This window comes from Mycobacterium hainanense, from assembly GCF_041890355.1.
Classification (GTDB): Bacteria; Actinomycetota; Actinomycetes; order Mycobacteriales; family Mycobacteriaceae; genus Mycobacterium; species Mycobacterium hainanense.
In genome coordinates, this window is the sequence record NZ_CP169059.1 from 4,398,598 (window position 1) to 4,420,903 (window position 22,306).

The 22,306-nt window shown below is 68.1% G+C and carries 19 protein-coding genes; 7 read left to right on the forward strand and 12 right to left on the reverse strand.

What is annotated here, in order from left to right; all coding sequences use genetic code 11:
• Window positions 1-197: 197 nt before the first annotated feature.
• Window positions 198-1,991 (forward strand): thiamine pyrophosphate-requiring protein, encoded by a 1,794-nt coding sequence (locus ACEL92_RS20605; RefSeq protein ID WP_374022507.1) that lies wholly within the window; start codon window positions 198-200, stop codon window positions 1,989-1,991.
• Between the two features lie 111 nt (window positions 1,992-2,102).
• On the opposite strand, the gene ACEL92_RS20610 is transcribed toward ACEL92_RS20605, so the two are convergent.
• Both ACEL92_RS20610 and ACEL92_RS20615 read right to left on the reverse strand, forming a co-directional pair.
• Complete coding sequence (locus ACEL92_RS20610; protein ID WP_374022508.1) at window positions 2,103-2,753, reverse strand: UdgX family uracil-DNA binding protein; 651 nt, start codon at window positions 2,751-2,753, stop codon at window positions 2,103-2,105.
• Between the two features lie 76 nt (window positions 2,754-2,829).
• On the reverse strand, window positions 2,830-3,390 hold the full coding sequence (locus ACEL92_RS20615; protein ID WP_374022509.1) for a hemerythrin domain-containing protein: 561 nt from the start codon (window positions 3,388-3,390) through the stop codon (window positions 2,830-2,832).
• A gap of 325 nt (window positions 3,391-3,715) precedes the next feature.
• On the opposite strand from ACEL92_RS20615, the gene ACEL92_RS20620 reads away from it, so the two are divergent.
• Together ACEL92_RS20620 and ACEL92_RS20625 are read left to right on the forward strand one after the other, a co-directional pair.
• Window positions 3,716-4,720, forward strand: a complete 1,005-nt coding sequence (locus tag ACEL92_RS20620; protein ID WP_374022510.1) for a sensor domain-containing protein — start codon at window positions 3,716-3,718, stop codon at window positions 4,718-4,720.
• Window positions 4,721-4,729: 9 nt separating this feature from the next.
• Complete coding sequence (locus tag ACEL92_RS20625) at window positions 4,730-5,698, forward strand: aldo/keto reductase (RefSeq protein WP_374022511.1); 969 nt, start codon at window positions 4,730-4,732, stop codon at window positions 5,696-5,698.
• 53 nt (window positions 5,699-5,751) lie between these two features.
• Here ACEL92_RS20625 and ACEL92_RS20630 read toward each other — a convergent pair whose 3' ends face one another.
• From ACEL92_RS20630 to ACEL92_RS20645, 4 genes are all read right to left on the reverse strand, one after another.
• The gene (locus ACEL92_RS20630; RefSeq protein WP_374022512.1) at window positions 5,752-6,537 is read right to left on the reverse strand and encodes an SDR family oxidoreductase; all 786 of its coding nucleotides are present in this window, start codon (window positions 6,535-6,537) and stop codon (window positions 5,752-5,754) included.
• A gap of 202 nt (window positions 6,538-6,739) precedes the next feature.
• Window positions 6,740-8,890 (reverse strand): glycogen debranching protein GlgX, encoded by a 2,151-nt coding sequence (gene glgX, locus ACEL92_RS20635; RefSeq protein ID WP_374022513.1) that lies wholly within the window; start codon window positions 8,888-8,890, stop codon window positions 6,740-6,742.
• Between the two features lie 69 nt (window positions 8,891-8,959).
• Window positions 8,960-10,141, reverse strand: coding sequence for a zinc-dependent alcohol dehydrogenase (locus ACEL92_RS20640; protein WP_374022514.1), 1,182 nt, complete (start codon window positions 10,139-10,141; stop codon window positions 8,960-8,962).
• Between the two features lie 60 nt (window positions 10,142-10,201).
• Window positions 10,202-10,909, reverse strand: coding sequence for a GAF and ANTAR domain-containing protein (locus tag ACEL92_RS20645; RefSeq protein ID WP_374022515.1), 708 nt, complete (start codon window positions 10,907-10,909; stop codon window positions 10,202-10,204).
• A 314-nt stretch (window positions 10,910-11,223) separates the two neighbouring features.
• Between ACEL92_RS20645 and ACEL92_RS20650 the strand changes: the two genes are divergently transcribed.
• Window positions 11,224-12,534 carry an NAD(P)/FAD-dependent oxidoreductase gene (locus ACEL92_RS20650; RefSeq protein ID WP_374022516.1) on the forward strand — a complete coding sequence of 437 codons (1,311 nt, stop codon included), beginning with the start codon at window positions 11,224-11,226 and terminating at the stop codon, window positions 12,532-12,534.
• A 6-nt stretch (window positions 12,535-12,540) separates the two neighbouring features.
• Here the strand turns inward: ACEL92_RS20650 and ACEL92_RS20655 are convergent, their stop codons facing one another.
• From ACEL92_RS20655 to ACEL92_RS20665, 3 genes are all read right to left on the reverse strand, one after another.
• On the reverse strand, window positions 12,541-13,533 hold the full coding sequence (locus ACEL92_RS20655; protein WP_374026304.1) for an IS481 family transposase: 993 nt from the start codon (window positions 13,531-13,533) through the stop codon (window positions 12,541-12,543).
• Window positions 13,534-13,800: 267 nt separating this feature from the next.
• Complete coding sequence (locus ACEL92_RS20660) at window positions 13,801-14,337, reverse strand: DUF1360 domain-containing protein (RefSeq protein WP_374022517.1); 537 nt, start codon at window positions 14,335-14,337, stop codon at window positions 13,801-13,803.
• A gap of 73 nt (window positions 14,338-14,410) precedes the next feature.
• A complete protein-coding gene (locus ACEL92_RS20665) occupies window positions 14,411-14,773 on the reverse strand; it encodes a helix-turn-helix transcriptional regulator (protein WP_374022518.1) in 363 nt (120 codons plus the stop codon).
• Between the two features lie 146 nt (window positions 14,774-14,919).
• On the opposite strand from ACEL92_RS20665, the gene ACEL92_RS20670 reads away from it, so the two are divergent.
• Window positions 14,920-15,369: an Hsp20/alpha crystallin family protein gene (locus ACEL92_RS20670; RefSeq protein WP_374026305.1), complete on the forward strand. Its 450-nt coding sequence runs from the start codon at window positions 14,920-14,922 to the stop codon at window positions 15,367-15,369.
• An 87-nt stretch (window positions 15,370-15,456) separates the two neighbouring features.
• The gene (locus ACEL92_RS20675) at window positions 15,457-16,137 is read left to right on the forward strand and encodes a PAS and ANTAR domain-containing protein (RefSeq protein ID WP_374022519.1); all 681 of its coding nucleotides are present in this window, start codon (window positions 15,457-15,459) and stop codon (window positions 16,135-16,137) included.
• Here the strand turns inward: ACEL92_RS20675 and ACEL92_RS20680 are convergent.
• Window positions 16,132-17,508, reverse strand: coding sequence for a wax ester/triacylglycerol synthase family O-acyltransferase (locus tag ACEL92_RS20680; protein ID WP_374022520.1), 1,377 nt, complete (start codon window positions 17,506-17,508; stop codon window positions 16,132-16,134). The genes ACEL92_RS20675 and ACEL92_RS20680 overlap by 6 nt on opposite strands.
• 230 nt (window positions 17,509-17,738) lie before the next feature.
• On the opposite strand from ACEL92_RS20680, the gene ppsA reads away from it, so the two are divergent.
• On the forward strand, window positions 17,739-20,159 hold the full coding sequence (gene ppsA / locus ACEL92_RS20685; protein ID WP_374022521.1) for a phosphoenolpyruvate synthase: 2,421 nt from the start codon (window positions 17,739-17,741) through the stop codon (window positions 20,157-20,159).
• Window positions 20,160-20,200: 41 nt separating this feature from the next.
• On the opposite strand, the gene ACEL92_RS20690 is transcribed toward ppsA, so the two are convergent.
• A complete protein-coding gene (locus ACEL92_RS20690; protein ID WP_374022522.1) occupies window positions 20,201-21,088 on the reverse strand; it encodes a 3-oxoacyl-ACP synthase in 888 nt (295 codons plus the stop codon).
• On the reverse strand, window positions 21,072-22,178 hold the full coding sequence (locus ACEL92_RS20695; RefSeq protein ID WP_374022523.1) for a 3-oxoacyl-ACP synthase III family protein: 1,107 nt from the start codon (window positions 22,176-22,178) through the stop codon (window positions 21,072-21,074). Before ACEL92_RS20695 ends, ACEL92_RS20690 begins: the two co-directional genes overlap by 17 nt.
• Window positions 22,179-22,306: the final 128 nt, after the last annotated feature.

Below are 22,306 nucleotides of genomic sequence, written 5' to 3' on the forward strand. Positions count from 1 at the left end.
AAACCCGACGAATAACGGCGGCGATCTCGGGTATGCACCGTTCGGTGGGAAGCGCTTCAGCCTGCCCATTCTCGCCACTGCGGTCGAAACGGACGGCCGTGGGCCTTCGCGGCAAACCGCACGCCCCCGTGGATCTAGGGCCGGCAGGCGTAGGTAGCGAATCGTCATCGAAAACCGTCTGTCTAGGAGGAACACCAATGGCTAAGCAAGAGGTCTCGGACTACCTACTGGAGCGCTTGCGCGCCTGGGGTGTCGAGCACGTGTTCGGCTACCCCGGTGACGGCATCAACGGACTGCTCGGCGCGTGGGGCCGCGCGGAGAACAAGCCGAAATTCATCCAGTCGCGCCACGAGGAGATGAGCGCTTTCCAGGCGGTCGGCTACGCCAAATTCACCGGTCGGGTCGGGGTCTGCGCGGCCACGTCGGGACCGGGCGCCATCCACCTGCTCAACGGCCTCTACGACGCCAAGCTCGACCACGTCCCGGTGGTGGCCATCGTCGGCCAGACCAACCGCACCGCCATGGGCGGCAACTACCAGCAAGAGGTCGACCTGCTGAACCTGTTCAAGGACGTCGCCAGCGACTACGTCCAAATGGTCACGGTCCCCGAGCAATTGCCCAATGTGCTGGACCGCGCCATCCGGATCGCCATGACCCAGCGCGCCCCGACGGCGTTGATCATCCCGAGCGACGTGCAGGAGCTGCCGTATTCGCCGCCCGAGCACGCGTTCAAGATGGTGCCCTCCAGCCTGGGCATCGAATACCCCGAGATCGCGCCCGGCGACGCGGCCGTCGCGCGTGCGGCCGACATCCTCAACGCGGGCAAGAAGGTCGCCATCCTGGCCGGCACCGGGGCGCGCGGGGCGCACCAAGAGCTCAGCGAGGTCGCCGACCTGCTGGGCGCCGGGGCGGCCAAGGCGCTGTTGGGCAAGGACGTGCTCTCCGACGAATTGCCTTGGGTCACCGGCTCTATCGGCTTGCTCGGCACCCGGCCCAGCTACGAGCTGATGCGCGACTGCGACACGCTGCTCACCGTGGGCTCCAGCTTCCCCTACACCCAGTTCCTGCCCGAATTCGGCCAAGCCCGCGCGGTGCAGATCGATGTCGACGGCCGGCTCATCGGGATGCGCTACCCGTACGAGGTGAACTTGGTCGCCGACGCGAAATCCGCGCTGCGCGCGCTGATTCCGCACCTGCGCCGCAAGGACGACCGGTCCTGGCGGGAGACGATCGAGAAGAACGTTGCCCGCTGGTGGGAGACCATGGACAAGGAGGCCCACGTCAGCGCCGATCCGATCAACCCGATGCGGCTGTACTCCGAACTTTCCCCGCAGCTGCCCGACGACGCGATCGTGACGGCCGATTCCGGCTCGGCGGCCAACTGGTACGCCCGCAACCTGCGCTTCCGGGGCCAGATGCGGGGTTCGCTGTCCGGCACCCTGGGCACGATGGGTCCCGGCGTGCCGTACGCGATCGGTGCGAAATTCGGCAACCCGGGGCGGCCCGTCATCGCGTTCGTGGGCGACGGCGCCATGCAGATGAACGGCATGGCCGAACTGATCACGATCAAGCGGTACTGGCCTGAGTGGGACGACCCGCGACTGGTCATCGCGATCCTGCACAACAACGACCTCAACCAGGTCACCTGGGAGATGCGCGCGATGGCCGGATCGCCGAAATTCCATGAGTCCCAAGCGCTTCCGGATGTCGACTTCGCGGCCTTCGCGGGCGGACTGGGCCTGAATGCGATGGCCATCAAGGATCCGGACGAGCTTGCGGACGCCTGGCGCCACGCGCTGTCGGCGGACCGGCCGACCGTGCTCGACGTATTCACCGATCCGAACATGCCGCCCATCCCGCCGCACGCCACCTGGGATCAGTTCAAGTCCGCCACGGCCGCCGTGCTGTCCGGTGACGAGGACCGCGTCGGCTTCGTCAAGGTCGGCCTGAAAACCAAGGCGCAGGAGTTCATGCCGCACAAGAAGCCATGACGGGTCGCCGAGCGTGCACTGACTGCGATTTCTCGGCGATTTTTCGACGATTTTTCGCGGAGGCTACACGCTCGGTGATCGGCGGCCCGAATGCCTGGCAGCTCGAAGCTCTCACAGGTTGGAGGCAGCGCTGCGCAGGTCGTCGACGAAGAGCCGATAGGCCTCCTCGCGTCCATCACTGCGATCGCGCAGCACGGCCGACGGATGAACCGTCGCCACCACGGTCGGCTCGGGCTCGACATCGACGACGGAGGCGGGCAGCCTCAACTCGCGGCCGCGCTGGGCGGAGACCCGAAAGTCGGCTCCCAGCAACGATTGTGCCGCGGTCGCGCCGAGACACACGACGACCTGCGGTCGCACCGCCTCGATCTCGGCGATGAGCCAGGGCCGGCAGGCGACCACTTCGGTGCGGCCCGGCTTCTGGTGGATCCGTCGTTTGCCGCCCTTGCGGGTGAACTTGAAGTGCTTGACCGCGTTCGTCTCGTACGTCACCGCGGGATCGATGCCGGCGTCTTCGAGGGCGCGGGCCAGCAGTCGCCCCGCCGGCCCGACGAACGGCTCACCCGCGCGATCCTCCTGGTCGCCAGGCTGCTCTCCCACCAGCATGATCGGCGCGCCCGGATGCCCGCGGCCGAAAACGGTCTGGGTGGCGTCGGCGAAAAGCGGGCAACCGCGGCAACATTGCGCCGCGGACCGAAGCGAATCCAGCCCCCGCTCGACGGGCAGATAATGCGCGGCACCCGGCGCCTTGGTTGCGGTCATAGCGCCTCCTCACCTAACCGGCGGAGGGCTGGGGCGCCCCCACCCGCGTCGAGCGGGGGCGCCCCATCGAGTCGTGCTAGCCCTTGCCGACGATGGCGTCGCGGGCTCGGTCGAGCATCGCCGCGAACGGTCCCGCGGCCAGGTTGGCCGCCTGCGACTCGACCCCGGCGTGCGGCCGGGTCGGCGCGATCGCCTCGGCGAGCTTGGCCGCGCGGCCCATCCGCGCGAGCTCCTCGCCGCTCAATTCCTGGCCCAGCTTGGAGAACTCGTCGTGCTCCTCGTGCTCGGCATGCTCGACGACCGCATCGCGCAGCTGAGTCAACAGGCTGGTGAACTCCGCGCTGTCCACGTCGAGTTTCTCCAGCTTCTGCAGGACCGTCTTGGCCTCGTGCTCCTCGTGCAGTCGCTCGTCGACCACCGCTTCCCCGTCGGAAAGCTTCCGCTTGGCCCGCGGGTGCACGATTTCCTCCTCGGCCGTTTCGTGGACGGCCAGCAGTCGCCGCAGCGCGACGAACGCCTTTTCGCGTTCTTTGCCCGTCGCCGCCAAGGTTTCGGCGAACAACGACTTGATCTGCTGGTGTTGACTGACAAGAAAGTCGACCACATCGGTGGGCGACTTGATGGCGCTCCGAGCCATGGTGTCCTTCCCATCTATTCCGCGCGCGGGCTGTTGCGCGCTCCCGGTCGGCTACCCGACGAAACCGGCGACCAAACGGTAGGGCCCACTACCGGTGGGGTAGTTCCTCATCACGTCGCGAACGAGGAGAACGCTTGTGGCCACCGGAATGCGCAGGCGTGCGGCGATCCTGGCAGCGCTGGTCGTGCCGGCTGGCGGTGCGGCGCCGGGGGATGTAGCTGACCTCGGCCGACGTGCCGGATGTGGGGGCCGTCGCCAACCTGCGCCTGCGACGCCCCGGCTTCGGCTACATTTCGGGCAGGTTGGCCGGTAAGGAGGCGCTGGCGTGACCAACCCGCAGGACCCGTATTGGCAGAACCCCTATACGTACGACCCGCTCGGTCGGGTTCCGCCCACACCGCCCCCGGTGGAACCGCCGCCCGCCCTCGCACCCCCGCCCGCCCTGCCCTACCGGCCGCCGGTCAACGTGTTGGCGACGCTGTCGCTGGTGTTCGCGTTCGTGTTCGCGCCCGTCGGGGCGATTCTGGGCCACGCCGGGCTGGCGCAGATCCGCCGCACCGGGGAGCTCGGCCGCGACCGCGCCCGGGTGGGGCTGGCGCTGTCGTATGCGTTCATGACCCTCGCCGTGGTCGCCGTCGTCGCGTGGGCCACCCTGGGCGCGGCGCCGTCCACCCAAACCGCCGAGCCCGACACCACGACCAGCGCGGCACCCCCGGCGCCCCCGGGCCCGGTCGCGCCGGACGCCCTGCCGGCGTTACTGCCCGGTGCCGACGCCCTGCGCACCATCACGTCCGATCAGAACCTTGAGGCCGGCCAGACGTGGGACAACCCGGGCCGCTCCAGCGCGCAGGGAGCCATCGACCGGCCGGAATGCTGGGGCAGCATCGCGCCCGGAACGCCCGACGCTTACGCCGACGGCGGCAGCACCGGATACCGCGCGGCGGAGTTCCGCGACTCGCGCAGCTTCCTGAAGTCCACCCAGGTCATCGAGGCGGTCGTGGCCTTCCACGACCCGGCGGCCGCGCGGGCGCAGCTGGCGAATTTGCTGGCGGGATGGCGCCAATGCGGCGGCACGACCGTGACGCTGACTCCCCCCAACGGGGAGGCGCTGACGTTTTCGGTGGGCGCACCCGCCGACGCGGGTGACGGCGTCACCACGCTGGATCTGACGCCCCGGGGACTGCAGATCCGCTCGGCCCGCGTGATCGCGGCCAAGGCCAACGTGATCGTCGACCTGATGGTCTCCTGCAGCGGCACGACGGACGCCGCCCAGCCGCGGCTGGGCGGGCTGGGCATCGCCAACTACGTCCTGGGAAAGGTGCCTGGCTAGGCTTGCCCCATGAGGTATGTCGACGTCGACGGAGTGGGCCGGGTCAGCCGGATCGGCCTGGGCACCTGGCAGTTCGGGTCACGCGAGTGGGGCTACGGGGAGAGCTACGCCGCCGGCGACGCGGGTGAGATCGTGCGCCGCGCGCTGGCGCTTGGGGTGACGCTGTTCGACACCGCCGAGGTCTACGGGCTCGGCAAAAGCGAGCGCATCCTCGGCGCGGCGCTCGGCGACCAGCGCACCAACGTCGCCGTGGCCAGCAAGATCATGCCGGTGGCGCCGTTCCCCGCCGTGGTCAAGCAGCGCGAGCGCGCCAGCGCGGAGCGGCTGGGCCTCGACCGCATCCCGCTCTACCAGATCCACCAGCCCAATCCGGTGGTTCCCGATTCGGTGATCATGCCGGGCATGCGCGACCTGCTCGACGCCGGCAAGATCGGCGCGGTCGGCGTCTCCAACTACTCGCTCGCGCGGTGGCGAAAGGCCGACGCCGCGCTCGGCCGACCGGTGATCAGCAATCAGGTGCACTTTTCGCTGGCCCACGCCGGAGCGCTGGAGGACCTGGTGCCCTTCGCCGAGCGCGAGAACCGCATCGTGATCGCCTGGAGCCCGCTCGAGCAGGGGCTGCTGGGCGGTAAGTACGGCGTGGACAACCGGCCCGGCGGCATCCGCGCGGTGAACCGCTACTTCGGCACCGAGAATCTGCGCCGCGTCGAGCCGCTGCTGCAGACGTTGCGTGACGTCGCGACCACCGTCGGTGCCAAGCCGGCGCAGGTGGCGCTGGCCTGGCTGATCAGCCTGCCCGGCGTCGTGGCCATCCCCGGCGCGTCCAGCGTCGAGCAGCTCGAGTTCAACGTGGCCGCCGCCGACATCGACCTGCCCCCGGACGCCCGCGAGGCGCTCACCGGGGCGGCCCGCGCCTTCCGCCCTACCTCGGCCCGGCGGTTCGTGACCGACCTGGTCCGCGAGAAGCTTCGCCGCTAGGTCTCAGGCGGCGACCCGCCACGCCCGGGCTACGCCCGCGCTTGCGATCGCCGCTAGGACCCGCCGACGGCGGAGTCGGCGAACGCGGCCGGGCTGGCCGGCGCGCCCCTGGCCACCACCACCGGCATCGAGGTCGCCGCGTTGGTCCGCAGGATCGTGTGCACCACGTCGATCAGGTCCTCGACCGGCATCAGCTTGCCGGGCATGCACCCGCGGGCGGCCCACAGCGGGACGGCCTTCATGGCGAGGTCCATGTCCCAGTCGATGTTCATCCCCGTCGCGGCGTCCCCCTCGCCGCCCGCGCACTCGCCGACGATCAGCGTGGTGAAGCCGATGTCGGGGTGCTCGGCCCGCCACGCGTCGACCATCCGTTCCAGGGCCGCCTTGCTGACGCCGTAGGCGCCCAGGCCGGGCCACGGCGGGCCGAAGGTGCCCGCGTCGGACGACAGGTAGACCGCCTTGCCCGCGGAGACCGTCAGGTGCGGCACCGCCGCGGCGGTCACCAGCGCCGCCCCGATCACGTTGGTGTCGAAGATGCGCCGCCAGGTGGCGGCGTCGGTGTCGACCATGCGAACCAACGGCCCGACGGCCGGCGTGTACACGATGTTGTCGATGCCGCCCAGGGCGTCAGTGGCGGAGGCGATCGCCGACCGGCACGACGCCTCGTCGGTGACGTCGCATTCGATGGCCACCGCGCCCGGGCCCGCCTCCCTGGCCGCCGACTCGATGCGCTCGCGGCGCCGGGCCAGCAGCGCGACCTGATCGCCCCGCTCGGCGAGGCCGATACCAATGCAGCGGCCGAGCCCGCTCGAGGCGCCCACCACGACTGTCCTTGACATATTTGCCCTCTCTTGTAACGAGCTGCCGTGGGCAAAAACCTACCGGATATCACCCGGCGCATGTCGATGGCTGGGCAGCTTAATTCCGGACGACGGTGTTCCGGTCCCCCGGACATGGCTTCGTCCGCCGGGCCGGATCGCGTCAACCGAGTCGCCGGGAAGGGCGGTCGAGCGCCACCGCTCGACGATGGTCGGGGGCGGATCAGCCCCCGTCGGGGGCCTTCAGCACCACCGCGGTGTGCGCGTCGACGGTGAGGGTGCCCCCGCCGGGCACCTCTTCCGCGGGCGTCTCCTCCTCCGGGCCGGTGAAGACCACGAGTTGCCAGGCAGCGCCGAATTCCTTTGGCGGCAAAGTGAACTCGATCGACTCGTAGTGGGCGTTGAAGCAGAGCAGGAAGGAGTCATCGAGTACCCGCTGTCCCCGGGCGTCGCGGTCCGGGATGCCGTGGCCGTTGAGGAACACCGCGACGGACTTCGCGAATCCGGCGCCCCAATCCTCCTCGGTCATCTCGGTGCCCTCGGGGGTGAACCAGGCGATGTCGGGTAGCCCGTCCTGGCCGCGGCGTCCCAGCGGCTTGCCCGAGAAGAACCGGCGCCGGCGGAACACCGGGTGGTTGGCGCGCAGCGCGGACACCAGGCGGGTGAACTCCAGCAGGCCGTTGTCGGCCTTCGACCAGTCGATCCAGGTGATCTCGTTGTCCTGGCAGTACCCGTTGTTGTTGCCGTTTTGCGTGCGGCCCAGCTCATCGCCGTGGCAGATCATCGGCACACCCTGCGACAGCAGCAGCGTGGTGAGGAAGTTGCGCTGTTGGCGGGCGCGCAGCGCGTTGACCTCCGGGTCGTCGGTGGGGCCCTCCACACCGCAGTTCCACGACCGGTTGTGGCTCTCGCCGTCGTTGTTGTCCTCGCCGTTGGCCTCGTTGTGTTTCTCGTTGTAGGACACCAGGTCACGCAGCGTGAACCCGTCGTGGGCGATGACGAAGTTGATCGACGCGACCGGGCGGCGCGCGGTGTGCTCGTAAAGGTCGGCCGAACCGGTCAGCCGGTAGGCGAACTCGTCGAGGGTCGACGGCTCGCCGCGCCAGAAGTCCCGGACCGCGTCGCGGTATTTACCGTTCCATTCCGTCCACTGCGGCGGGAAATTGCCCACCTGGTAGCCACCCGGGCCGACGTCCCACGGCTCGGCGATCAGCTTGACCTGGCTCACCGTCGGATCCTGTTGCACCAGTTCGAAAAAGGCCGCCAACCGGTCCACATCGAAGAATTCGCGGGCCAGCGTCGCGGCCAGGTCGAACCGGAAGCCGTCGACGTGCATCTCGGTCACCCAGTAGCGCAGCGAGTCCATGATCAGTTGCAGCGCGTGCGGGTGCCCGACGTTGAGGCTGTTTCCCGTGCCGGTGTAGTCCATGTAGTAGCGCTTGTCGTCGTCGACCAGCCGGTAATAGGCCGGGTTGTCGATGCCGCGCATCGACAGCGTCGGGCCCATGTGGTTGCCCTCGGCCGTGTGGTTGTAGACGACGTCGAGGATGACCTCGATGCCGGCCTCGTGTAGGGCCCGCACCATGGCCTTGAACTCCTGCACCTGACCGCCGGGCGAGGTGGCGCTGGAGTACTTGAAGTCGGGGGCGAAGAACCCGATCGTGTTGTAGCCCCAGTAATTCGACAGACCCTTGTCCACCAACGTCGAGTCGTTGGCGAAGTGGTGCACCGGCATCAGCTCGATGGCGGTGACGCCGATGCTCTTGAGGTGCTCGATGATCACCGGGTGCGCGACGCCCGCGTAGGTGCCGCGCAGCTGTTCGGGGATGTCGGGGTGGGTTTGCGTCAGGCCCTTGACGTGCGCCTCGTAGATGACCGTGTCGGCGTATTGGTGGTCCGGCGGCCGGTCGTTGCCCCAGTCGAAGTAAGGGTTGATCACCACCGACTTGGGCATGAACGCGGCCGAGTCGTCGTCGTTGCGGCTGTCCGGGTCACCGAAGTTGTAGCTGAACAGGGCCTGGTCCCATTCGAACGAGCCGTCGATGGCCTTCGAGTACGGGTCCACCAGCAGTTTGTTCGGGTTGCACCGCAAGCCGTTCTGCGGGTCGTACGGCCCGTATACGCGGTAGCCGTAGCGCTGGCCGGGTTCGATGTTGGGGATGTAGGCGTGCCAGACGAACCCGTCGACCTCGGGCAGCGCCACGCGGCTCTCGGTGCCGTCGGCGTCGAACAGGCACAGCTCCACCCGCTCGGCCACTTCGCTGAAGACGGCGAAATTGGTGCCCGCCCCGTCGTAAGTGGCGCCCAGGGGGTAGGCGCGGCCCGGCCACACCTCTCCAGTGGGTGTGGGGGCGGAAGCTTCAGCGGATGTCATGGCGCAATCAATACCCTACCCAGGCCTCCCCCAAACGGCGGTTCGGAAGGCCTTGCGGCTAAACGGTTTTCAAGGCCGCAACATGACCTTCACCGCCCCGTCCTGCTTCTTCTGGAAAATTTCGTAGGCGTGCGGGGCCTGGTCCAGCGGCAGCACGTGGGAGGCGAACGCGTCGACTCCCAGCGGGTCGTCGTCGGTCAGCAGCGGCATGATGTCGTCCACCCAGCGCTTGACGTTGGCCTGGCCCATCCGCAGGGTCACCTGCTTGTCGAACAGGGTCAGCATCGGCAGCGGGTCGGCCATCCCGCCGTACACGCCGATCAGCGATATCGTGCCGCCGCGGCGCACGACGTCGATGGCGGAGTACAGGGCGTGCAGCCGGTCGACACCGGCGGTCTGCATGAGCCGCTTGCCGATGAAGTCCGGCAACATGCCGGTGGCCTGCTGGGCGAACTTGGCCGCCGGGGAACCGTGCGCTTCCATGCCCACCGCGTCGATCACGGAGTCGGAGCCCCGCCCGTCGGTCAGGTCCCGGATCACGTCCCCAAGCGGGGAATCGAGCCGCTCCAGATCGATGGTGTGGATGCCGCGCTGCGCGGCGCGGCCCAGGCGCTCGGCCACCAGGTCGACCGCGATCACCCGATATCCCAGGTGATCGGCGATGCGCGCGGCCATGTCACCGATGGGGCCCAGGCCGAGCACGGTGACCGTGCCGCCGTCCGGGATGTCGGCGTAGGCCACCGCCTGCCAGGCCGTGGGCAGCACGTCGGATAGGTAGACGAACCGCGAATCTGGCGGTCCCACAGGGACTTTGATGTGGGTGAACTGTGCTTGGGGGACGCGCAGCAGTTCGGCTTGCCCGCCGGGTACCTCACCGTAGAGCTCCGAGTAGCCGAACAGCGCAGCCCCCATGCCCTGCTCGCGCACCTGGGTGGTCTCGCACTGGGTGTAGAGCTGTTGGCCACACATGTAGCAACTGCCGCAGGAGATTTGGAACGGGATGACGACCCGGTCCCCCACCCGCAGGTCGCCCGTTTCGCCGCCGACCTCTCGCACGATCCCCATGGGTTCGTGCCCGAGGACGTCCCCGGGTTTCATGAACGCACCGAGAATCTCGTACAGGTGCAGGTCCGACCCGCAGATGTTGGTCGACGTGACCTCGATGATGGCGTCGGAGGGCTTCTCGATCTTCGGGTCGGGCACCGACTCCACCCGCACATCGCGCTTGCCGTGCCACGTGACAGCCCTCATGTGCGTGGCGCATACCCGCCGGGCGCGGTCCGAAACGCGGCGTCCCGTCGCCGGCCTGCGTCAGCGGTGCCGGCGCTTGAGGGGATGCTCGTTGTCGACGAGCGACTTCGCGATGTCGATCAGCCGGGTGTTGGATTTCTGCGAGAGCCGGGTGAGCAGCTCGAACGCCTCGACCGCGTCCAGATTGAACCGCTCCATGATGATGCCCTTGGCCTGGCCGATCATGTCCCGCGACGCGAGGGCGCTGCGGAATTGGTCCTGGCGGCGAAACATCGACCACGCCAGCGCGATGTGCGTGGCGAAGACCGCGCCCAGCTCCACCGAATCATCGGGGAATGCGTGTGGCCGCTCGGCGTAGAAGTTGAGCGCGGCCATGGTGCCGCGGTCCACGAACAACTCGTAGGACAGGATGGACCGGATCGGCGTCTGCTCGATCGCGTACCGCCGATACCGCGGCCATCGCTGGTCCTCGGCAAGGTCTTCCACATGCATTACGTGGTGTCGCCATGCGGCGTCCAGGCAAGGCCCTTCCCCGTAGCGGTCCTGGATGACGTCCAAGATGACCGGGTAACGGTGCGTGGCGGCCACGTTGACGACCGACTTGCTGCGTTCGGCCAGGGTGATCCCGGCGTATTGGGAGCCCGCCACGTGCATGACGCCGTTACCGATGAGTTGGTTGAGCCCCGCGGTGGTATCGGTCTCCTGGCGCTCGAGGCTGGACACCAGTACGGCCAGCTGAGTGACCACCACTGCATTGCCGTCTTGCATGGCACCCCCTCTCGAAGGTCTGCCCCCCCGGCTACGCCTGGGCGACGAATCTGGGCAGGCCGCTTTCCGAGAGCAATGCCCCGTTGATTCAAGCTTCCGGACGGCATTTCGGTGCGTCAACCCACCAAACGAAGTCTAGGGGCCACAATACGAAGCGCAACCCGCCGCTCGGTGGGCGGCCGCATCGCGCGATTATCTTCCGCCCCACCGCGTACACGTAATGCAATCGCGCTCAACGGTTTTCGCGGCGGCCGCCGACGGTCCCGCCGCGACGACTCGGGTCTTCGCGCGCAAGCCGTCCTACACTCGGATTGGTGACCTCAATCGTGATCGTTGGCAGCGGCTTCACCGGATTCACTTGCGCACACCGTTTGGCCCGCATCCTGCGGCGACGGCGCGCGGAGGTCGACATCACGATCATCTCCCCGGTGGACTACATGCTGTACACGCCGTTGTTGCCCGACGTCGCCGGCGGTGTGGTGGACGCCCGGTTCGTCGCGATCCCGCTGGCCAACACCCTCAAAGGCGTGCACGCCGTGCGCGGGCGCGTGGACGGCGTGGACTTCGACCGGCGCACGCTGACCTGGTGCGATCCGGAGGAACGCAACCACACCATGTCCTGGGACCGGCTGGTGCTCACGCCCGGTTCGGTGACACGGTTGTTCGACGTGCCGGGGTTGGCGACCTACGCGCGCGGGTTGAAGACCACGGCCGAGGCCCTCTACCTGCGAGACCATTTCGTGGAGCAGCTCGAGCTGGCCAACATCGAGGACGACCCTCAGGTTGCGGCGGCGCGGCGCACGGTCGTCGTGGTCGGCGCCTCCTATTCGGGCACCGAGCTGGTGGCACAACTGCGCGCGCTGGCCGACGCGGCGGCCAAGCAGATGCGCTTCGACCCGGCCGACGTCGAGTTCTTGCTCCTCGACCTGGCGGAACAGGTGATGCCGGAGGTGGGCAAGAAACTGGGTGACGCCGCGCAGAAGGTGCTCCGCCGGCGCGGCATCGACGTCCGGCTCGGCGTGACACTCAAGGAGGCGCACGCCGATCACGTTGTGCTCAGCGATGATTCGCGCGTCGATACCCGCACGATCGCGTGGGTGACCGGTGTCACGGGGGCGCCGTTGATCCAGGAGCTGGGCTTGCCGACCGAGCGGGGCCGGCTCAAGGTCGGGGCGGATCTTCGGGTACCGGAGCAGCCGGACGTGTTTGCGGCCGGTGACGCGGCCGCCGTCCCCGACCTGACCCAGTCCGGCAAAATCACGCCGCCGACCGCCCAGCACGCCACACGCCAAGGCAAGGTGCTGGCGCGCAATGTGGCCGCCAGCCTCGGCTACGGCAGCCCGAAGGAGTACAAGCACCGCAACCTCGGTCTGGTGGTCGACCTGGGGCCGTGGCATGCGGTGGCCAATCCGCTGAACATCCACCTGTCCGGGCTGCCCGCGAAGTTCGTGACCCGGTCCTACCACCTGTACGCGATCCCGCGCGGGGTCAACCGGTGGGCGGTTTCCCTGGCCTACCTGACTGACCTACTGTTCGACCGGTCGGTGGTGTCCATCGGGTTGACGTCCGAGGAGGACGCGCAGTTCGCGGCCAGCGAGGGCATCCCCATGCCGAAGACCGGCTGAGCGCGTCTAGGTGTACTGCCCAGGCAGGTTGGTCAACCGTGTGATGGGTGGGACCTTTCCGATCGCTGAGTGTTGCCGGTGGTGATTGTAGGTGTGCAGCCAAGCCGGTAGGGCTGAGCGGCGGGTGCGTTCATTGGGGTAGTGCCTGGTAAAGGCCCATTCGGCGGCCATGGTGCGGTGGAATCTTTCGATTTTGCCGTTGGTCTGGGGACGGTAGGGCCTCGTCCGCTTGTGGAGAATGTTGAGTTCAGTGCAGGCGGCCTGCCAGGCGCGAGAGCGGTAGCAGGAGCCGTTGTCGGACAAGACGCTTGCGACGAGGACCCCGCGGGCTGCGAACCAATCCACCGCGCGACGTAGCACCGCGATGGCTGTTTGTGCGGTCTCGTCGTCGTGGATCTCGGCGTAAGCGACCCGGGAGTGATCATCGATGACGGTATGGACAAAGGCATGTCCTAACAGCACGTCACGGTGTCGGTTGCGGGGCACATCCGGGGTTGCGGCGCGGTTCTTCTTGCCTTGGCCACGGCCAACGAATCGCCAACCCCCACCGGTGGGAATGTTGCCGAGCTTTTTGACATCGACATGGACCAGTGCACCAGGAAGATCATGTTCGTAGCGACGGATCGGCTCGCCAGTGCGGATATCGATGTGCGACAACCGGTTCAGCCGGCAGCGCACTAGCACCGCGTGCACCGTGGACGCCGACATCGACAACCTTGAGGCGATGGCGATCGGTGAGAGTCGGTGCCGCCACCGCAACTCCACAATCCGGCGCACCATCACCTGCGACGTGCGATTCGGACTGTGATGAGGCCGGCTGGACCGATCGCTCATCCCGGTGGCACCCATCGCCGCGTACCGCGATGCCCAGCGTTTGGCGGTCGGCCAGGACACGTGAAAATACTCGGCGGCCCGAGAAATCGGCCAGCCCTCTTCAACGACACGGCGCGCGAGCAACAACCGCCCGCGCGGAGTCAAAACGGCATTAGCGTGGACCACGAAGGTCTCCTGTTCGTTGTGGGTGCAGTGGTAGCAGCTCCACTCCACGACAGGAGACCTTCACCCATCAACGACCGCTACAGCGTGTCGTCACACTTCCTCAACCAACCTGCCTGGGCAGTACATCTAGGACGGGCTCGCTCCGACTGACGGGTCCGGCGCGAGATCGCGAGATATAAGTGAGTGCGGCGCGCGCCGGCGCGGCGTCGCAACCGTTTATATGTCGTGGATGCAGCCGGGCGGACCGGCTGAGCGCGCCTAGGCGCGTCAGCCCTCGGCCGACTGCTGCGCCATGGCGTAGGCGAGCTGCAGAAAGTCGGCGCCGGTCAACACGGTGAAGACGCCGGCGACGAGGCGGGTGAACCGCGGCGCGAACACCAGGCCGATGGCGAAGCCCGTCGCCACCCACATGTCCAGGCAGAACGGGCAGGTCAGCAACTCGCCGAGGCTGTGCCGAAGCGGGCTTTCGTCGCGGACCTCCTCCATGACCTCCGCCGGCCCGCCGCTGCCGGTGAACCGGGTGAACGGCGCCCGCAACGGACTCGTCACCGCGTCCTTGCTAAGGGTCCGCGAGAGCTTGTGGGTGCCGAGGGTCACGGTGACCAGGTCCTGGATGCGCCACCGCGTCGGCAACGTGCGCCCGGTGAGCAGCGCGGCCACGGTCGCGACGACCACCACGGCGCCGTAGATCGCCAGCACCACCAGGTAGCCGCCCAGCGGCCGCGGCTCGTCGCCCCGGTACTCGTCCGCTGCGCGCCGTGCGCCGTCGACCACCTGGCTCTTGGCCTCCGCCACCTCTGCCATTGCCTCTCCTTCGCTAGGGACAGGTGGCTGGGTACCCGATGTGGGTAAACGCAATCGGCGGACCGCAGCCGCCTCAGGCGTCCAGGCGCGAGGACTTCCCGGTTTTCGCGGCCTGCCGCAGCGTCCGGTTGGTGGACCGCAGGTCGGTGTTGGCCGCCGAAAGCGTCGCGTTGTGGTCCTCGAGCTCTAGGATGCGCGCGATGCCGGCGAGGTTGACGCCGGCGTCGACCAGCTCGCTGATGCGTTTGAGCCTGGCCAGGTCGTCGGCGCTGTAGCGCCGCGTCCCGCCGCCGCTTCGCGCCGGCGTGATCAGCCCATATCGTTCGTACAGGCGCAACGACTGCACCGCGATGCCGGAGAGTTCGGCGGCCACCGAGATGCCGTACACGCCGTGATTGGGCGCCGGGGCGCCGAAATCGCCGCGTTGATCGGTCATCACGCGTCTCCTCGAGAAGCTACGGGGTCAGAAAATCTGTTTATCATACTTGCGACATTTGTGTCGACGGTGCTATATAAAATCTATGTCATTGGACATAGGTAATTGCCAGACCACAGCCTAGATTGGAGTGAGAGGTGACCACCATGCTGATGCGTTCCGATCCGTTCCGTGACCTCGACCGCTTCGCCCACCAAGTGTTCGGCACCGCCGCCCGGCCGGCGGTGATGCCGATGGACGCCTGGCGCCAGGGCGAAGAATTCGTCGTCGAGTTCGACCTGCCCGGCATCAACGCCGACTCGCTCGACATCGACATCGAGCGCAACGTCGTGACCGTGCGGGCCGAGCGGCCGGCCGTCGACCCCAACCGGGAGATGCTGGCCACCGAGCGCCCCCGCGGGGTATTCAGCCGGCAGCTGGTTCTCGGCGACAACCTCGACACCGACAAGATCGAGGCCTCCTACCGCGAAGGCGTTCTGCAACTGAAGATTCCGGTGGCCGAGAAGGCCAAGCCGCGCAAGATCACCGTCGGTCGCAGCGACACGCACAAGGCCATCGACGAGAACGCCTCGCACCGCGAGGTCATCAACGCCTGATATCCCGGCGGGGGCGGCGGCTCGGGTCCGCGTGATCCGCACGGGCCGCCGCCCTCCGCCGGCTCAACGGCATGGAGCCCGGGTGCGATGAAGTGGGAACTCGACGGTCAAGCGGCCAGCGTCGAAGAGGCGTTGGCCGGCGGTGCCGCGCAACCCGCCGGCTGGTTCCGCTTCTACTTCACCGATCAGCGCTGGGAGTGGTCGGAACAGGTGCAGCGGATGCACGGCTATGAGCCGGGCACCGTCACGCCCACCACCGAACTGGTGCTCTCACACAAGCATCCGGAGGATCGCGGCCAGGTCGCGGCCACCATCGACCAGATCGTGCACGCCCGGCAGGCGTTCAGTACACGCCATCGCATCGTCGACACCGCCGGCAACGTGCACCACGTCGTCGTGGTGGGCGACCGGATCTTCGACGATGACGGCGACGTGGTGGGAACGCACGGGTTCTACATCGACGTCACCCCGGCCCCGGGGCAGTCGAAGGAGGAGCTGGTCAGCGAGAAGCTGGCCGCGATCAGCGAGAACCGGGCCGGCATCGAGCAGGCCAAGGGCATGCTGATGCTGGTCTACGGCCTCAGCGCCGACGCGGCTTTCGAGCTGCTGAAATGGCTTTCACAGGAGGCCAATATCAAGCTGCGCCCACTCGCCGAGCAAATCGCCGAGGACTTTCGTCGCGCCGGCGCGCGCCTCGACGCCCAGTCGGAGTTGGACCACTTGCTGTTGACCGCGCACCAGCGCGTCGCCCCACCCGACAGGTCATGACGATTTGCGGCGCCTCTTGCGGGCGGCCGCGACCAGCTGCGCCATGCCCTCCTCGATGCCGGCGGCCAGCGCGTCGATGTCGGGAGCGGTGTCGTAATCGGCGGTGATGCCGAAGACGAACGTGTCGGCGTAGCTGAGCATGGCGACGCCGGTGCGCACCTGAAGGGCGATCGGCGGGATCGGCAACAACTCCAGCACTCGGCGGCCCATCAGCCGCTGCCGGCTCCGCGGACCCGGCACGTTGGTTGCCAGCGCGACCACCGCTCGCTGCGGTATCCGGGAGAGCAGACGAATAGCCCACGCGGACAGGGCAAATGGGGTGCGCTTGGCTGCCACCACCATCGCGCTGCCGCCCGCGCTCTGTCCGCTGGCCTTGGCGTGGCTGAGTCGATCGTGCACCAGCTTGAGCTGCTGCACCGGGTCCGCCTCGTCAACCGGAAGCAACGGCAACATCGCCGACACCCGGTTGCCGGCGACGTTGAAGTGATCCACCGCCCGGACCGAAACCGGAACGAGGGTGCGCAGCGAGTCGGGGCCCGGGTGCTCACCGCGCGCCAGCAAGACGCCGCGATAGCTGTTGGTGATAACCGCCAGCGCAACGTCATTCAGCGTGACCCCGAAGGTCCGTGCCACCTTTCGCATGTCCGTCAGCCGGGCGCGGGCAGCGCTGTAGCGCCGCATCGTGGTCACCGGCCCGTGCAGCGACGATTCGGGCGCGGGGTGTAACAGCCCGGCGGCGAGCTCGGCCGCGCCGATCGCCGCGTGTTCGGCGACGGCCACCGCACCGAATGCGTCGCGTCCGATGCCGCTCGCCCACCTCAACGGGTTGAGGCTCACCTTCGCCGGATCCGAGCGGGCCGGCGACCTGCCGGCGCCGACGTCGGCGGCGAAGGTGTCACCGTCCCCGTCGTCGCTGAACTTCGACAACAGCTGCGTGGTTGCGATGCCGTCGGCGATGCAGTGGTGAATCTTGGTCAGCACCGCCCACCGATTTCGGCTGAGCCCCTCGATGATCCAGCACTCCCACAGCGGGCGCTCGCGATCGAGCCGGCGCTCCATCAACGACGCGATCAACTCGAACAGCTCCGCGTCGCCACCGGGACGCGGCAGCGCAATGCGGTGCAGATGGCGCGCGAGGTCGAAGTGCGGATCGTCCACCCAGTTCGGCGGGCGCAGGTCGAGCGGATGGGTCCGCAGCACCTGCCGGCAGCGCGGGATCGTCGCGACCCGTTCGGAAAACGACGCGAAGAACTCCTCATACGTCGGGGCCGGCCCCTCCACGATCGACACCCCGCCCACCGCGAGGCTCACGTGCGGATCCGAATCCTCGACCTCCAGGAAGCCGGCGTCCAGAGCGGTCAATTGGTCCACGGTGCTACTTTCCGCGGCGCAACGCGCTGCTGGCAGGGCCGTAAGTCCTCAACTACTGAGGCCAAACGGCGGCTGTGGCGGCACGCCGCCGCGCATATCGTGAGCGGGGTGACAGGAGAGCAATTGAGCAGCGAGGCAGGTGCTTTCGCCGCCGCCTCCCGCCGGATCTACGTCGATCTGCAGTCGTATCAACGAAGCGCGCTGATGTGGCCCACCGGAGGAAGAACACCATGAGCGATTACACCTACGTCCGCTTCTTCGAAGAGATCGGCATCTCCGATGTCCCGCTGGTCGGCGGGAAGAACGCCTCGCTGGGGGAGATGTTCCAGAAGCTGACCGGTCAGGGCGTGCGGGTCCCGCACGGGTTCGCGATCACCGCAGAGGCCTACCGGCACGTGCTGGACAGCGCCGGCGCCTGGGACGCGTTGCACGCCGCGCTGGACGACCTCGACCCCGACGACGTCACCGCGCTGGCACGCAAGGGCAAGCGGGCCCGCGAAATCGTCTACGGCGCAGGCCTTCCCCCGGAGCTGGCCGCCGAGATCACGGCCGCCTACCGGCAGCTGCAGGAGGAATACGGAGAAGATGTCAGCCTGGCCGTGCGCAGCTCGGCGACCGCCGAAGACCTGCCGACCGCCAGCTTCGCCGGCCAGCAGGAAACCTTCCTCAACATCAAGGGCACCGAGAGCCTGCTGGACGCCTGCCGCCGCTGCTTCGCGAGCCTGTTCACCGACCGCGCCATCCACTACCGGATCGACCAGGACTTCGACCACTTCAAGGTGTCGCTGTCGATCGGCGTCATGAAGATGGTGCGCTCCGACCTGGCCTCGTCGGGGGTGATGTTCACCCTGGACACCGAATCCGGCTTCCACGACGTCGTTTTCATCACCGGCGCCTACGGGCTCGGCGAGAACGTGGTCCAGGGCGCCGTCGACCCCGACGAGTTCTACGTCCACAAGCCGACGTATCAGGCCGGCCACCGGGCGGTGCTGCGCCGGCTGATCGGGGACAAGGCGGTCAAGATGGTCTTCGTCGAGGGCGAAACGAAGAACACCACCCGCAACATCCCGACGCCCAAGGCCGACCGGGCCCGGTTCTGCGTCACCGACGACGACGTCCTCGAGCTGGCCGGCTACGCCTGCGCAATCGAGGACCACTACGGGCGGCCGATGGACATCGAATGGGCCAAGGACGGTCTCGACGGACGGCTCTACATCGTCCAGGCGCGCCCCGAAACCGCCGCCTCGCAACGCAGCCAGACGGTGATCGAAAACTACGTGCTCGAGGGCAAGGGCGCCCAGCGCAAAGACGTGCTGGCCGAGGGCCGCTCGGTCGGCGAGAAGGTCGCCACGGGCGCCGCCAGGCGGATGGACAACCTCGGCAGGCTGTCGGAGTTCCAGCCCGGAGACGTGCTGGTCGCCGACATCACCACGCCCGACTGGGAACCCATCATGAAGATCGCCGCGGCCATCGTCACCAATCGCGGCGGACGCACCTGCCACGCGGCGATCATCGCCCGCGAGCTCGGCATCCCCGCCGTCGTCGGCGCGGGCGACGCCACCACGAGCGTGCCCGACGGCGAGCTGGTCACGGTGTCGTGCGTGGAGGGCGACACCGGGCGGGTTTACCGGGGACAGTTGGGCTTTCGCGTCGATCACACGGAGGTGTCCGACCAGGAGCGTCCGCACACCCAGATCATGCTCAACCTCGGCAACCCGGACCTGGCGTTCAAGACGTCGTTTTTGCCCAACGATGGCGTGGGGCTGGCCCGGATGGAGTTCATCATCAGCGAGTACATCCGGGTGCACCCGCTGGCCCTGCTGCACCCCGACCGGGTGGACGATCCCGAGGCCCGGCGGACCATCGACACGCTGACGTACGCATATTCCGACGGCGCCGAATTCTTCGTGGAGCGCCTGTCGGAAGGGATCGGCACCATCGCCGCCGCCTTCTGGCCCAAGCCCGTCGTCGTGCGGATGTCGGACTTCAAGACGAACGAGTACGCCAGCCTGGTCGGCGGCAGCGGCTTCGAGGCGACCGAGAGCAACCCGATGATCGGCTTCCGCGGCGCCTCGCGTTATGCGCACCCGGCCTACGCCGAGGGATTCGCGCTGGAGTGCCGGGCGATGAAGCGGGTGCGCGAACAGATGGGGCTGACCAACGTCGTGCTGATGGTGCCGTTCGTGCGTCGGGTGGCCGAGGCGGACCTGGTGCTGGCGGAGATGGCCAAACACGGTCTGCGCCGGGGGGACAACGGGCTCAAGGTGTACGCGATGTGCGAGATCCCCAACAACGTCATCCTCATCGACGAGTTCGCCAAGCGCTTCGACGGGTTCTCCATCGGGTCCAACGACCTCACCCAGCTGACTCTCGGCGTCGACCGGGACAGCGAGATCGTGGCCTTCGACTACGACGAACGCGACGAGGGCGTCAAGGAGATGATCCGTCTGGCCGTCGAGGGCTGCCGCCGCAACGGGATTCACTCCGGGTTGTGTGGTCAGGCACCGTCGGACTACCCCGACATGGCCGAGTTCCTGGTGCGCTGCGGCATCGACTCGATCAGCCTCAACCCCGACGTGGTGGTCAAGACCACCCGGCGGGTCCTGGACCTCGAGCGTGCGGCGCAATTGCCGAGCGTCACGCCAGCGTGACGCCTGGGCTCGAGCGTCACGCCAGCGTGACGCTCGAGCCGTCAGGGCCGGGGCGGCTGGCGATACAGGGCGGCGCCGGCGACAACGTCGGCCCCTGCCGCGACGAACAGGACCCGCGCGCCCGCCGGCAATCGCTCGGCCCGCCGCCCGAACGCGGCGGCCAGGGCCGCGGTGTGCATGCGTTCGTCGTCGGCGACACCAATGTCCTCGACCGGCACGCCCAGCCGGGCGGCCAGCGCGGCGCGGTATCCGGGCCGGGCGGGGGCGGCGACGATCGCGTCCACGTCCGACAACCGCACCGACTGCTCGGCAAGGCACGCCGACACCGCCCGCCCGGCCGCCGCGGCGAACCGCTCGTCCATCGTCGCCGACTCGGAGAAGCGCAGGACGTTGCGGGAGTCGGCGAAACCTACCGTGGCAGTGAAGGTTTCGTCGCCCGCTTCACTCGGGTCGTGCACCCAGGAGACCCGGCTGAGGCCGCAGTCGCCGTCGTACCAGCCGCACAGCATCGCCGCGCCGGCGGCCGAGAATCCGAAGTGCTCGCTCATCCCGTGCCCGGGGTCGGCGTCGCTGGCGACCACCAGCGCGCGCCGGATGGCGCGGCTGCGCATGAACCCGTCGACGATCTGGAGCGCCGTCAGCAGCCCGCACGTGCCGTTGGCGATGTCGAAGGAGAAGGTGCCGTGGGCGCCCGCGTGCGGGTCCTCCGGGTTGGCGCCGATGTCGTCCTGAATCAGCGCGGCGAGCGCCGGCTCACCGAGGTTGCGGTCGCGGTAAATGCCGGCGTTGACGACGAGGTCGAGGTCCGCGGCATCACATCCGGCCCGCTTGAGGCAGTCCTTGGCGGCGGCGACGGCCAGGTGCAACGCGCTGTGGCGCCCCCGTAGCCGCGGATGCGAGACGTCGATCCGATCAATCACCGTGCCCATAGCGGTTCACCACATCCTCGTCCAGGGTCAACAAGACCACGCCGATTTCCAGCCCGGAGGCCAACGCCAGCAACGCGATTCGCTCTCCGGGTCTGATCCGTCCTGCCTCGAGTTCCTCGACGAGCGCCACCGTGTGGGTGGTGGAGGCGGTGTTGCCGTAGCGGTCGACGGTGATCACCGCGTCGTGGCGTGGGCCGTCGCCGAACACCTCCGACATCCGGGCCATTCCCTTGCGGATGGCGCGTGCAGACGTCTGGTGGGTGATGACGTGGTCGATGTCGTGGATGGAAAGGCCCACGGTGTCAAGCACTTCGCTCAACAGCAGCGGGGTGTTCGCGATCGCGGCCTTCTGGATGGCGCGGGAATTGGTGAACATCCGGGCGCCCGGGTCATCCCCCTGCGGATACGCCAGGCAGAGCCGGCTGTAGTCGGCAACGGTGGTGAATCCCGCCAGGGCGATGCCGGCCGAACCGGCCGGCGCCCGCTCCAGCAGCAGCGCCGCGCCGGCGTCGCCCAGCGTCAGGCAGGCCAGCTCCTTGCTCATGATGTTGCGGATGTGCCGAGCGGCATTGTTGGAAAGCTGCGAGATGTACTCGCCGCTGACGACGAGCCCCCGCTCGACGACGCCCTGGCGAATCCAGTTGTTCAAAATCGTTACGCCCGTGAGCATTCCGGCGCACGCGTTGGAGACGTCGAACGTCATCGCGTTCACCGCCCCGATCCCCCGCGCCACGGCGCTGCTCATGGTCGGCTCGAGCCACTGGGTCAGCCCGTCGCGAAACTTGGTGATGCTGCAGCTGAGCACCACGTCCAGCTCCCCCGGATCCTGCTGCGCGGTGGCCAGGCAGTTCAGCGCCGCCGAAGTGGCCAAGGTGTAGGAATCCTCGTCGCCCACCGACACCCGGCGTTCGCGGATCCCGGTCAGCCGTTCCAGGTCGATGTGGGTGCGGTGGCGGGTGGACGCCATGAGCTCGTCGGTGCTCAGGTGAGTCCCGGGCAGGTGCCGGCCCGCGGCCGCGACCCGCGCGACGAAGGGGGTTGCCTCGGCGCTCCTCTCGGTTGCTTCCATCACCAGCCAGTGCCGAGTCATCGGTCGCATCTCCTTGGCATGTCGGTCACCCCCGCATCTCGAGGACTTCGGTTACCGGACGCCGGGCGGTGGGTTGCGGGTGTGCGTTGCAGCGAAGGCGCACGGCACACGAGCGCCACCGCATCCCG

Bases quoted from the DNA above. Each gene is read 5' to 3' on its own strand.
- ACEL92_RS20605 (WP_374022507.1), top strand. From the start codon at position 198: ATGGCTAAGCAAGAGGTCTCGGACTACCTACTGGAGCGCTTGCGCGCC.
- ACEL92_RS20610 (WP_374022508.1), bottom strand. From the start codon at position 2,753: ATGACCGCAACCAAGGCGCCGGGTGCCGCGCATTATCTGCCCGTCGAG.
- ACEL92_RS20615 (WP_374022509.1), bottom strand. From the start codon at position 3,390: ATGGCTCGGAGCGCCATCAAGTCGCCCACCGATGTGGTCGACTTTCTT.
- ACEL92_RS20625 (WP_374022511.1), top strand. From the start codon at position 4,730: ATGAGGTATGTCGACGTCGACGGAGTGGGCCGGGTCAGCCGGATCGGC.
- ACEL92_RS20630 (WP_374022512.1), bottom strand. From the start codon at position 6,537: ATGTCAAGGACAGTCGTGGTGGGCGCCTCGAGCGGGCTCGGCCGCTGC.
- glgX (WP_374022513.1), bottom strand. From the start codon at position 8,890: ATGACATCCGCTGAAGCTTCCGCCCCCACACCCACTGGAGAGGTGTGG.
- ACEL92_RS20640 (WP_374022514.1), bottom strand. From the start codon at position 10,141: ATGAGGGCTGTCACGTGGCACGGCAAGCGCGATGTGCGGGTGGAGTCG.
- ACEL92_RS20645 (WP_374022515.1), bottom strand. From the start codon at position 10,909: ATGCAAGACGGCAATGCAGTGGTGGTCACTCAGCTGGCCGTACTGGTG.
- ACEL92_RS20660 (WP_374022517.1), bottom strand. From the start codon at position 14,337: ATGGCAGAGGTGGCGGAGGCCAAGAGCCAGGTGGTCGACGGCGCACGG.
- ACEL92_RS20665 (WP_374022518.1), bottom strand. From the start codon at position 14,773: ATGACCGATCAACGCGGCGATTTCGGCGCCCCGGCGCCCAATCACGGC.
- ACEL92_RS20670 (WP_374026305.1), top strand. From the start codon at position 14,920: ATGCTGATGCGTTCCGATCCGTTCCGTGACCTCGACCGCTTCGCCCAC.
- ACEL92_RS20675 (WP_374022519.1), top strand. From the start codon at position 15,457: ATGAAGTGGGAACTCGACGGTCAAGCGGCCAGCGTCGAAGAGGCGTTG.
- ppsA (WP_374022521.1), top strand. From the start codon at position 17,739: ATGAGCGATTACACCTACGTCCGCTTCTTCGAAGAGATCGGCATCTCC.
- ACEL92_RS20690 (WP_374022522.1), bottom strand. From the start codon at position 21,088: ATGGGCACGGTGATTGATCGGATCGACGTCTCGCATCCGCGGCTACGG.
- ACEL92_RS20695 (WP_374022523.1), bottom strand. From the start codon at position 22,178: ATGACTCGGCACTGGCTGGTGATGGAAGCAACCGAGAGGAGCGCCGAG.